Genomic DNA, 12,109 nt, shown 5'->3' on the forward strand with positions numbered 1-12,109 from the left:
AGCCGATTATAAGCTTCACTTAAAAAGGGAAAGCAAGTACGTAGTGGTCCTATAGCTGAGCGAACCTTAAACTACTGACTTACTATCCCATGGGTAGCAACATCATAAAAATCTGGGCATAGCTGCATCTCCTTACGCAGATATGCCTTAACGCTTTGCGGCCAGCACGGGTGGATGCAGCCTGCTTAGCTGTGACTTTCAATGTTTCGTATATTAACGTTTAGATCTGATTGCAGCGCTGCTTCTAGATTTGAACAAATGAATGTTGTCCAGCGCTTTGCCTGTACCAATAGCTACACAATCCAGCGGATTCTCAGCAACGATGACCGGCATTCCTGTTTCGCCTGCAAGCAGCTTGTCCAGGTTACGAAGAAGAGCTCCTCCTCCTGTCAGCACAATACCACGGTCCATAATATCCGCAGCCAGCTCAGGCGGGCATTTCTCAAGGGTTACTTTAACAGCTTCAACAATGGAGCCCACTGTATCGGCAAGTGCTTCACTAATTTCATCTGAAGTAATTGTGATGGTCTTCGGCAGCCCGGTAACAAGGTCACGTCCACGAATTTCCATCGTTTCTACCGATTCCAGAGGAAGTGCAGATCCGATTTCCATTTTGAGCTGTTCCGCTGTTCTTTCACCGATCATCAGATTGTATTGACGTTTGATGTACTGGATGATGGACTCGTCCATCTCATCACCGGCAACACGCACGGAACGGCTTGTCACGATGCCTCCCAAGGAGATCACTGCAACTTCTGTTGTACCGCCGCCGATATCAACGACCATACTTCCCGTTGGCTCCCATACAGGAAGATCTGCACCGATCGCTGCAGCAAACGGCTCCTCGATAGTGTATGCCTCTCTTGCTCCCGCCTGCTTCGTAGCATCCTCTACAGCACGCTGTTCTACCGCCGTAATGCCGGAAGGAACACATACCATCACGTTTGGATGACGCTGGAAGAAGGAACGCTGCTTCTGAGCCTGACGAATGAAATATTTAATCATCGTTGCCGTAGTATCGAAATCGGCAATAACTCCATCCTTCATTGGTCTAATGGCACGGATGTTACCAGGAGTACGTCCGATCATTTTTTTTGCAGATTCACCGACAGCTTCAATAACCTGTGTATCTGTACGTAATGCAACAACGGAAGGTTCTCTGACCACAATGCCTTTTCCCCGTACGTAAACGAGCGTATTCGCCGTTCCCAAGTCAATCCCCAAATCTTTAGTAAAGCCACCTAACATGCTATTTTCTCCCTTTCTTTGCTTGCATTATTTATGCTGCCACTTGCTTAGCAGCTGCGTCATTATAATCCGATTCAGAATAAAGCGATTGAAGCGATGAAGGAAAACGCTCCTTGTAATTTACGCTTAATAAAAAAACCGTTAACGTACCACATTATATTATATGAACCCTTGCTCCTTCAAACTTGCATATTTCCCGTCCCCGATCACGATATGATCGAGAACGTCAATTCCTACAATTTCACCAGCTTTGACAAGACGACGTGTCAGCTGTATATCCTCCGGACTCGGGGCAGGATCACCGCTCGGATGATTGTGCGCACACACGATGGAGGCACTGCTGCATTTCATGGCAGCCCTGAACACTTCCCTCGGATGAACGATGGAAGCGTTGAGGCTGCCCATCGATAACGTTTCTTGGGCAATAACGTGATTCTTGGTATTCAGGAAGAGGCAGACAAAATGCTCCTTCTGCAAATACCTAAGCTGTTCCATAAGCAGATCAGCCGCATCTTTCGGACTGCGAATGACAGGTCTCTCCGTTAATCTCGTCTGCATAACCCGTTGTCCCAGCTCGATGCCAGCCTTCAGCTGAATTGCCTTGGCGGGGCCAATGCCTTTGAGCTGACACAGCTCATCAACACTCATATCCACCAGATTCCGAAGACTCCCTGCTTCGTTCAGAATACGCTGAGCGATATGAATGGCTGATTCCTGCTTCGTTCCTGTTCTAAGCAGAATCGCCAGAAGCTCCGTATGACTTAGTGCACCCGCCCCTACTTCTAGCATGCGTTCTCTCGGGCGCTGTTCTTGGGGGATGTCGCGCAGCATATACTGTGGCGAACTCATCTTCTCCCTCTTTTCACATAAAAAAACGAATCCGTTCTCTAGTTACTATGACTTCCTATTCGTCAATGGACAGCACGTTCAAGCCCAGCTCTGCCAGTTGTTCACTAAGCAAGGAGAGCGGCAAACCCACAACGTTAAAATAGCATCCTTCGATGGAATCAACGAATGTTGCACCCAAACCCTGAATGGCGTATGCGCCTGCCTTGTCAGAAGGCTCGCCTGTCCGAATATAAGCATGAATGGCATCTGGCTCGAGCGGCTTCATCTTCACCTTCGTACGGCGATGCCGCGTAATTACACGTCCATCCTCACCCGATATACAAGTCACTCCTGTGTACACTTCATGAATGCGGCCTTGAAGCGAACTAAGCATCCGGTAAGCATCCTGCTCATCCTTTGGCTTGCCAAGCACTTCTCCGCCGAGTACGACAATTGTATCACTGCCTACTACGATGGCTCCTGCCAGTTCAGAATCATAAGAATCATAGACAGTCTTTGCTTTGCGGTAGGCAAGTTCTTCTACAATTTGCTGAGGTGTGTAGTCTTCTGGTGTATCTTCCGGGGTGTGGCTAGGGCGAACTTCAAACGGAAGGCCAAGCGTCGCTATGAGTTCCCTGCGTCTTGGAGACGTGGAGGCGAGTATGATCCGCTGCTTTTTCAAGAAATGAACTCCTTCGTGAGAATGATAATGCTATTCGCATGTGTTACATATCTTTTTTAGTCTGTGTTTACTCCTGCTCATGCTTCTGTACTGGATTCAGCTCCGTAATTATAAAAAAACTATAGTTTCCGGTAGAGCCAAATCGCAAATACAACCCCTAACAGACTGAGCAGGCTGATCTTTAATTGAATGTTAAGATGATAGCTAATGATGTCGAAATTTGCCTTTGGCGACCAGCTGATCGTCGTTGCATTCGTTAAAAAAGAAAGAGCCTCAAACTGCTCTAAACCTTTGGATATGGATGCTCCAATCAACCAACCGAGGAGCAGAAACAAGATGAATATTCCGAAGTTTTTTTTCATTCTACTCTTCCCTCGCCATATTTTGACACCTTCATTATTATACGGGAACCTAGACGTAAGTACAAACAGAAATCCGGCATGGGGAACTATTTCCAGTCCCGTGCCGGATCAGCGCGCATACTATGCTTGTTTGATGATTTCAAGCAGTTGTTTTTCGAGCAGTATATAATTCATGACCTGTGATTGCACTTTCCAAATATGTTCTTTGGAGGGATTTTTATTATATTCTGCAACTGCAGTGACTGCCGTATTCATAGCGGCCTCCATTTGCAGCTCGACAGACTCACTCTCCGCCGGTAAACCACTTCTGACCTTTGTCACCGTGCCTGTCCAGCGCTGATGCGCGTCCGTGACAGCGATCATATCCGCTTCTGACAGTGCTTTCTGCTCCTGCTGACCCAGCTGCTTGATTGATAAAGAGGTCAATATTTCTGTAACCGCCCGGCTTGAACTAAAAAACTCTGCAGCCGTGCTCTGATCACCTGAGAACTGAAGGCCCGTTATCTCAGGAAGGTGAATCTCACGTACGTACAGCTCCACCCCTTCCGTTCTTAACTGGTTACTGATCAGTTTGGCATTCTCACGATCGGCGGAAACTCCCGCGTACACACGCAGCTCATCCAAAGGATCGCTCCCAGCCGCTATACCGGCGATTGTCAGCTCAGCTTTGGCTTGCTCGGCACCTTCTGAACTGCTGAACACCCCGTATTGCAGCATATAGTAGGTTACAGCTGGAATGGTTACCGCGGATGTTGTGCCGGCAGGAACAGTTCCTGCTCCCTCTGCAGCTGTTTCTTGAGTGACACCTGATGATGCAGGCACCGATACAGGCGAAACGGTGTTTGAGGTGTTCTCTGAATTCACCATGGACATGGCGACAAATCCGAACATGACACCTGTAACGACTGCAGCGATAATGGATCCCGTCATTTTCCATACATTCCGAGGTCCCCGGTAAATGCTGTAATTCTCACTAGCTTGATCCACATAGAATGGGTTCTGATCCTCGGCTTCCTCGTATGAATCTCGGTGCTGCTTGTCTTTCTCCTGAGGCTCTTTGTAGTGCTCATGACCTGCAACAATAGGCACAGAAGAGTAAGAACCAAAAGGCTCTTCCCAATCCTCGTATATTCTCCGATCCACGTAAACACGATCTGCACTGAAGCTGTCTTGATCAGAACGCCCTTCTACTTCCCGCTCGTCAAGAGGAAGGCTTGTCACGGTCTGCGGCGGGTTGGTGATCTGCGGCATTTCAACAGGTTCAGGATCTGTTATATCATGTTTCGCAGTTGTACGCTCCTTGCTGAGCTTCCGTTCATCGCCAGACTTTACGATGTCTGATTCGAGCTTGGCAGCAGGCTTGTCCTCATTGAAACGAAATGTCATTCTAGCTTTGTTCACGGCTAACCACCCTCCTCTTGTCCTTTCTAACAGCTATATGTGTCTAGTAGAGGAGTTATGCAAAAAAAAGCACCGTTTCTTTAATTAAAGAAACGATGCTTGGTATGACACAAACGGTAAGGATCTTACTTGATTCCCTTCGCAAGCTCATAGCCTGCTTTCCAAATATCGCCGGCTCCCATGGTTAAGACGAGATCTCCAGGCTGCAAACGATGTTCGAGCTGCTTCACAACATCCTCTTTGGTAGGAATATATACGGCATTTGGGTTACTGTTGAGCTTGATCAGATCTACCAGCTTGGAGGAATGTACACCCTCGATCTGTTTCTCTCCAGCAGGGGAGAAGATGTCCGTAATAATGACCTCATCTGCTTCTCCAAATGCACGGCTGAACGCATCCAGCAGGAAGAAGGTACGTGTGTAGCGCTGCGGCTGAAAGACCGCTATGATCCGCTTGCCTGTCGCTTTGGCAGCACTGATCGTCGCTTCAATCTCCGTTGGGTGATGCGCGTAATCATCAATAATGAGAATATCACGGGCTTCTCCGAGCACCTGAAATCTCCGCTTCGCTCCGCTGAACTTCACGATTGCCTTCACAATAGACTCAAACGGAATACCTGCTTCGAGACAAGAAATCACAGTCGCCATGGCATTGCTCACATTATGTCTACCAGGTACGGACAACTCAACGGTTCCAAGAGGCGCACCTCGATGATTCATCGTAAATGAAATATGGCGATCACCGAGCTCAATATCTGTTGCCGTATAATCAGCTTCTGCATCGATCGCATAAGTGATAATGTTGGATTTGAGCTGCGGCATGATGCTCTGAATGTTCTCATCATCCGCACAGACAATCGCACAGCCTTCCGGCTTAACCTGATTCAAGAATTTAATGTAAGCATTCTTCAGCTCATTAAAATCATTGTTGTAATTCTCCATATGATCGGCTTCAAGATTCGTTACGATACCCAGCCAAGGATGATACTGCAGGAAGGAGCCATCGCTCTCATCCGCTTCTGCTACAACATGCTCACCCTTGCCCGCCTTGGCATTCGTACCGAGGTTCATTATTTCTCCGCCGATAATATAGGTCGGATCTACGCCGCACTCCTCCATGACAAGCGCAATCATAGAAGAAGTGGTTGTCTTACCGTGCGCACCGGCAACAGCAACCCCTTTACGTTCATTCAGCAGCCTTGCAAGCATTTGAGCACGATGAAGAATAGGGATGTTCAGCTGCTCGGCCTCAACGCGTTCCACATTGTCCTTGGAAGCCGCTGTTGAATAGACAACCAGGTCCGCACCGTGGACTTGTTCCGGCGTATGCCCGATATATATTTTTGCTCCCTTAGCGGCAAGCTTCTCAGTGAGCTCCTGGGATACGACATCCGATCCCGTGACGGTATATCCCATTTCCAGCATAACTCTTGCAATGGCGCTCATCCCATAGCCGCCGATACCGATAAAATGTACATGTTCCGAAGTGTTTAACAAATTTTCACCAACCTTTTTCAGAATCGGTTTGATGCAGAAGGGCGGCCCTTACATCGGCAATCAAATATAATGTGCCGGACACAACCCCCAGATCTTCCGCTTCCGTCCGTAACTTAAGTAAGCTCAATGCTTGTTTCCATGAAGGTTCTACGATGATGTCAAGGTTTGGTTTGGCATAGGATGGACGAAGCTCTTCTACCATATTTTTTAACTGGGCCGCGTCCATTTTACGTCGGAAATCTGGCTCAGTCAGGATAAGCGTATCCACTAGTGGCAGTATATGCTCAAAATACAATTTGTGATGCTTATTCTCCAGCATGCCCATCATTAAAATTAGTTTCCGCTCAGGATACAGATCCTTGATGCTCTGTGCCAGCATCTCAGCCCCCTCAGGGTTATGAGCTCCATCCAGAATGAGAAGCGGCTCGTCGGACACCTTCTCGAAACGGCCTGCCCAAGAGGCAAGGCGGAAACCTTTTTGCAAATCTTCCTCTTCCATATAGAACGCCATGTATTGGCGCAGCACTTCAAGTGTCATTAAAGCCCCAGCGGCATTGGCACATTGATGCTTGCCCTGCAATGTCAGCTCGACATCAAGTTCACGAAACGGTCCATTAAAATGCAATTTCTGTCCATCCTTATTAACCTGAACCTGTTCATAGGTAAACTGGTCACCCGCAAGATATAAGGTGGATTTCTGTTTCTCTGCGACCTCACGAATGACTTGAATCGCTTCCGGCTGCTCTACTAGACTGACGACAGGAACGCCGGGTTTAATAATTCCTGCCTTTTCAGTTGCGATTTGGCTAATCGTATCTCCAAGAATATCAGTGTGGTCCATTCCAATATTGGTGATTACGGAAATAATCGGAGTTACGACATTTGTTACATCAAGCCTTCCCCCGAGTCCTGTCTCCCATACCACTACATCAGGATAGCACACCTCAGCATAATACAGAATTGCAAGCGCCGTCGCAACCTCAAACATGGTGGGAGAACCCAGCTCTGTCTCCCCCACTTCCGCTACTAACGGATAAAGACGTCTTGCAAGTGCCAGTAAAGTTTCTTCAGGAATGTCTTCCCCGTTATACTGAAACCGATTCGTAAACTTGGTAATGTACGGTGAAGTGAATGTACCTACATCGTAACCGGACTGTCTTAAGGCTGACGTCAAAAAGGCACAGGTAGAACCTTTTCCGTTCGTTCCTGCGACATGGATAAACTTCAGATGCTGATGGGGATTACCCAGCTTAGACAAGAGCAATTCAATGCGGGAGAGTCCCGGTCTGATTCCAAACGGAATGAGATTGTTGATCCAAGCTACCGCCTCATTATACGTATTCAGCGGAGCAGCCGTGCTATTGCCAGTGGTTCGATCCATATGCTTCACCTTCTAAGTATAAAGTAAGTAAGAGACAGGCATCCCTTACGTTAGTGAGGAACACCTGCCGTCTTATATTAATTTTGAAGTTCATCAATCCGTGCAATGACTTTTGTCCGCTTATCAGAATAGTCTGCAAGCTTCGCACGCTCTTCTTCGATAACTTTCTCAGGCGCTTTGGATACAAAGCCTTCATTGCCGAGCTTCTTCTCGATCCGCAATACTTCCTTATCCAGCGTCTCCTTTTCTTTCGTGAGACGTGCAATCTCTTGATCGATGTCAATCAAGCCTGCCAGTGGGAAATACAGCTCGGCGCCGGAGATCACAGCAGTCATCGCTTTATCTGGTGTAGACAGCTCTGTTCCAGTAGATAGTTCTGAAGTATTACAGAAACGACGAACATAAATCAGGTTATTGTCAATGATGTTCAGACCATCCTGACCACTTGCATTAATGTGCAGTTCAACCTTTTTGCTCATCGGTACATTTACTTCGGCCCGAATGTTGCGTACTGCACGGATCAAATCCATCAGCATATTCATTTCAGCTACAGCCTTGTCATTAACAAAGGCCTCATTGAATTCCGGCCAAGCTGCCAAAGTAATTGTCTCACCCTCATGCGGAAGGTGCTGCCAGATCTCCTCGGAGATAAACGGCATAAACGGATGGATCAGGCGCATGGTTTGGTCAAGGACATAGGCAAGAACGGATTGTGTTTTGCGTTTGGCTTCCGCATCTTCACCATATAACGAGAGCTTCGAGAACTCAATGTACCAGTCACAGAGATCGTCCCATATGAAATTATACAGTGTACGGCCCGTTTCGCCGAATTCATAGGCATCCATCAGACGGGTTACGTCCTTAGCTGTTTCATTCAGGCGATGCAGGATCCAGCGGTCAGCTGTAGTCAGTTCACCCGTAATATCAATGTCCTCTGCCTTAAAGCCCTCCAAGTTCATGAGCGCGAAACGGGATGCGTTCCAAATCTTGTTCGCAAAGTTGCGGGCCTGCTCAACACGCTCCCAGCGGAAGCGCAGATCCTGTCCTGGAGTAATTCCTGTCGACAGCATATAGCGCATTGCGTCTGTTCCGTATTTTTCGATAACTTCGAGCGGATCCACTCCGTTGCCCAGCGACTTGGACATCTTGCGTCCTTCGGAATCACGCACGAGTCCATGCATTAGAACATCCTTGAACGGAATCTCATCCGTAAACTCAAGTGCCGTAAAGATCATCCGTGCTACCCAGAAATAAATGATATCATATCCCGTTACAAGTACAGAGGTCGGATAGTAACGCTTCAGGTCCTCTGTCTCTTCCGGCCAGCCAAGCGTAGAGAACGGCCATAGTGCAGAACTGAACCAGGTATCCAAGACGTCTTCGTCCTGACGAAGCTCTTGCGATCCGCATTTCGGACAAGCCGTCATATCCTCGCGGCTGACATGAATTTCACCACAAGCATCACAGTACCACGCAGGTATACGGTGACCCCACCACAGCTGACGCGAAATACACCAATCGCGAACATTCTCAATCCATTGCAAGTAGGTTCTTTCGAATCGGTCAGGAACAAAGTTAACCCCTTTACCGCTCTTCTGTGCTTCAATGGCTCGTTCCGCGAGCGGCTGCATAGCTACGAACCACTGTGTGGACAAGTAAGGCTCTACAACCGCACCGGAACGCTCACTATGGCCCACTTGATGTGTGTGGTCTTCAATATTAATCAAGACGCCGGATTCTTTGAGATCAAGAACGATCTGCTTGCGGCAGTCACTGCGGTCCAGACCTTTATATTTGCCGGCTTCTTCATTCATTTTACCGGACTCATCCATAACCGTAATTTGCGGCAGATCATGACGCAGACCTACTTCAAAATCGTTCGGATCATGAGCAGGTGTAATTTTCACAGCTCCGCTGCCAAACGTTTTGTCCACGTACTCATCCGCGATCACCGGTATTTCACGACCAATAATCGGAAGCACGAGGATCTTGCCAATCATGTCCTTATAACGCTCATCTTCGGGATGTACAGCAACAGCGGTATCTCCAAGCATCGTTTCCGGACGTGTTGTCGCAACCGTGATCGAGCCGCTTCCGTCTTTCAGCTCATATTTCAAATGGTACAAATGTCCCTGTACCTCTTTGTATTCAACCTCAATGTCTGACAAGGCCGTGCGTGCTGCAGGATCCCAGTTAATAATGCGTTTACCGCGGTAAATGAGCCCTTTCTCGTACAGCTTAACAAAGACTTCACGAACGGCCTTGGACAGACCTTCATCTAACGTAAACCGCTCACGGGAGTAATCCAGTGAAAGCCCCATCTTCGCCCATTGGGAACGAATCGTATTTGCATATTCTTCCTTCCAGTCCCATACCTTCTCAAGGAATTTCTCACGGCCCAGATCATAACGGGATACGCCGCCTTCTCTAAGCTTCTGTTCTACCTTCGTTTGTGTAGCAATTCCTGCATGGTCAGAGCCCGGAAGCCAGAGCGCATCGTAGCCCTGCATTCTTTTTGCCCGAATAATGATATCCTGCAGCGTAAAGTCCAGTGCATGCCCAATATGAAGAATACCCGTAACGTTAGGCGGAGGGATCACGATCGTAAAAGGCTTCGCATCCTTGCGCTGACCTGCCTTGAAAAATTCATTATTCATCCAATATGGATACCATTTCTGTTCCGCTGCCCGCGGATCGTACGTTGTCGACATTTCCGTCTGATTCGGATTCGCTGTCGGTTCTGACATCATACATTCCTCCAATTTATCTTCGTTTAACACATTCTTGAAAATACAAAAAGACCCTTCATCCTCAAAGGACGAAAGGCCATTCTTTCGCGGTACCACCTTTGTTTCATAGCCGAGCAGGTCCGAATTCACTTGTAAAAAGAGAAAACATTAAGCTCGATATGACACTTCATTAGGCAGATAACGGCTGCTACCGGCCGCATTCTAGCTTCCTCATCATACAAGAAAGTTCAAAAGGGCAACTCACGGGCGACTTCGGTACAGCTCACAATCCTGCGGAATTTCACACCATATCAATTCCACTCTCTGAAGGGCTCACTGCCTACTATTCCCGATCCAAGTCGTTAGATTAAGTTTAAGTACTGTTGTTATTCATTGTATTCCCAATCCTACTGTCATCATACATTTCTTTTGTGCCATTCGTCAACCGGGCATTTGACCTTACATGACAAAAAAGAAGAGTCCCCGATTCAAACCGGGAACTCTCCTGTAAGCAGCTCTACTAAGGAATGTAGAGTACCTGACCTTCCTCTACCGATTGCTCGGACAGACGGTTATATAGCTGCAGCTCACGCGTACTGAGCTGATACCGGTCGGCAATGGTTTCAAGCGTTTCTTCACGCTGCACGATGCAGAGTCTAACCTTCTTGAATGGTGTCTGCTCAGCACCACTTCCGAGAAACAGGCTCTTCCATTGAACTTCCTCTGCCGGTTCTTCTTCACGCTGTTCAATCGGAAGCTCCTCTTCCAGCTGCAGGACTTCTTCTGCCGTTCTGTTCTTTTGTAAGAGCGAAGTAATGCCATAGGAGCCTTGTGCTGAAGCTTCGCCCGATTTTTTGGTTCCAAAGGCAACCTTCAATTCAGGCTTCTCTTCGGAAGGATCCGGCTGTGGCACATCCGCTTCGAGCAAGACCTCCTGAGCTTCCGGCTCTCGCGGACTAGAGTCTGTCTCAAGCTCATCCGCAGAATCACCAAGACCGGCTGTCTCCTCAATCTCTGCAGAATCTGAATTCGCATCTGCAGCATGACTCGCAGCAGGAGCCACCGAGTCACGCTCTGAGCCCGACACTACAGCAGGCTCGAAGCTCCACACCTCTGGAGCTGAGTATGCTTCCGGTTCTTGATTACCGGATGTGAATGCACCGTATTGATTCGATGGATCATCTTGTCCCCGGTCCGACTCTGCTTCATTCTGTTCATATTGTTCCTCCGTGCTGCCAAATGCATCTGCGCTGTACGGAGCCTGTGCCTGAGCGTCTTCCCGATTCACGGAATCACCGACTGACTCTGCTTCATACGGAAGAGACCATGCAGCATTGCCCTCTGCAGCCGGCTCGGATACAGGCGTCTCATATGGCGTATGCAAAAAAGGCCTTGAAGGTGAGTACACCGAAGCTTCTGTATCATATTGAAGCTCAGCTGGAGATTCCGAATTCGACAATATCGCTTCTTGTTGTTCTGAATCCGCTATGGATGGATCACGGTTATACGGATTGTACCCTGAATATAGCGGGTTCGACGTTGCCTCTTCCTCACCTGAATTGGAATGCACAACGGTAAATTCCTCCGGATTCCAGTCAGAGGTTTCTTCTGCCGGTCCAATTCCTTCAATTCCGCGCAAAGAGAGCACGCCCGTAATGTTCAGACTGCGCGTCGAAAGTAAATCCACGTCAAAATTCTCAATCTCCACTGCAATATCTTCAATGGATGCGACACGGCTGAGTGGAATTGTAATCTCAACAGGAATCTCGTGCGACAGCTCCTCCTGCTGATTGTTCTCTCCTTGATAAATACCGGACAACAGCAAGTGTCCACGCAGCGCAGCATGCTCCTGCTCCGATACAACCTGTATGCGAGGATACAATTCAATCTCATCCAGCTCACTAATGGCAGGCACATCTTCGGGCAGATGAACACGCTCGTAAATATCAAACCGAAGTCCATACGGCGGGTTTAACATAGCG

At 48.1% G+C, this 12,109-nt stretch carries 9 protein-coding genes; all 9 read right to left on the bottom strand.

Annotation, left to right across the window (positions count from 1 at the left end; translation table 11 throughout):
* Positions 1-213 precede the first annotated feature (213 nt).
* Complete coding sequence (locus PUW25_RS20155) at positions 214-1,248, bottom strand: rod shape-determining protein (protein WP_047914293.1); 1,035 nt, start codon at positions 1,246-1,248, stop codon at positions 214-216.
* 159 nt (positions 1,249-1,407) lie between these two features.
* Complete coding sequence (gene radC, locus PUW25_RS20160; RefSeq protein WP_047914294.1) at positions 1,408-2,097, bottom strand: RadC family protein; 690 nt, start codon at positions 2,095-2,097, stop codon at positions 1,408-1,410.
* A gap of 55 nt (positions 2,098-2,152) precedes the next feature.
* Positions 2,153-2,758 carry a Maf family protein gene (locus PUW25_RS20165; RefSeq protein ID WP_047914295.1) on the bottom strand — a complete coding sequence of 202 codons (606 nt, stop codon included), beginning with the start codon at positions 2,756-2,758 and terminating at the stop codon, positions 2,153-2,155.
* A gap of 119 nt (positions 2,759-2,877) precedes the next feature.
* The gene (locus PUW25_RS20170) at positions 2,878-3,120 is read right to left on the bottom strand and encodes a DUF4321 domain-containing protein (protein WP_047914296.1); all 243 of its coding nucleotides are present in this window, start codon (positions 3,118-3,120) and stop codon (positions 2,878-2,880) included.
* Positions 3,121-3,240: 120 nt separating this feature from the next.
* Positions 3,241-4,521, bottom strand: coding sequence for an SPOR domain-containing protein (locus PUW25_RS20175; RefSeq protein ID WP_052512294.1), 1,281 nt, complete (start codon positions 4,519-4,521; stop codon positions 3,241-3,243).
* Between the two features lie 125 nt (positions 4,522-4,646).
* A complete protein-coding gene (murC, locus tag PUW25_RS20180) occupies positions 4,647-6,017 on the bottom strand; it encodes a UDP-N-acetylmuramate--L-alanine ligase (RefSeq protein WP_081872823.1) in 1,371 nt (456 codons plus the stop codon).
* Between the two features lie 4 nt (positions 6,018-6,021).
* Positions 6,022-7,398 (bottom strand): bifunctional folylpolyglutamate synthase/dihydrofolate synthase, encoded by a 1,377-nt coding sequence (locus tag PUW25_RS20185; RefSeq protein ID WP_047914297.1) that lies wholly within the window; start codon positions 7,396-7,398, stop codon positions 6,022-6,024.
* A gap of 77 nt (positions 7,399-7,475) precedes the next feature.
* Entirely contained in the window at positions 7,476-10,145 is a 2,670-nt protein-coding gene (locus PUW25_RS20190; RefSeq protein ID WP_047914298.1) for a valine--tRNA ligase, read from the bottom strand.
* 502 nt (positions 10,146-10,647) lie between these two features.
* Positions 10,648-12,105 (bottom strand): LysM peptidoglycan-binding domain-containing protein, encoded by a 1,458-nt coding sequence (locus PUW25_RS20195; RefSeq protein WP_274337454.1) that lies wholly within the window; start codon positions 12,103-12,105, stop codon positions 10,648-10,650.
* Positions 12,106-12,109 lie beyond the last annotated feature (4 nt).

This window comes from Paenibacillus urinalis (assembly GCF_028747985.1).
In the GTDB taxonomy this organism is placed as follows: domain Bacteria; phylum Bacillota; class Bacilli; order Paenibacillales; family Paenibacillaceae; genus Paenibacillus; species Paenibacillus urinalis.

Coding starts and splice junctions, on each gene's coding strand:
- PUW25_RS20155 (WP_047914293.1), bottom strand. CDS start 1,248: ATGTTAGGTGGCTTTACTAAAGATTTGGGGATTGACTTGGGAACGGCG.
- radC (WP_047914294.1), bottom strand. CDS start 2,097: ATGAGTTCGCCACAGTATATGCTGCGCGACATCCCCCAAGAACAGCGC.
- PUW25_RS20170 (WP_047914296.1), bottom strand. CDS start 3,120: ATGAAAAAAAACTTCGGAATATTCATCTTGTTTCTGCTCCTCGGTTGG.
- PUW25_RS20185 (WP_047914297.1), bottom strand. CDS start 7,398: ATGGATCGAACCACTGGCAATAGCACGGCTGCTCCGCTGAATACGTAT.
- PUW25_RS20190 (WP_047914298.1), bottom strand. CDS start 10,145: ATGTCAGAACCGACAGCGAATCCGAATCAGACGGAAATGTCGACAACG.
- PUW25_RS20195 (WP_274337454.1), bottom strand. CDS start 12,105: ATGTTAAACCCGCCGTATGGACTTCGGTTTGATATTTACGAGCGTGTT.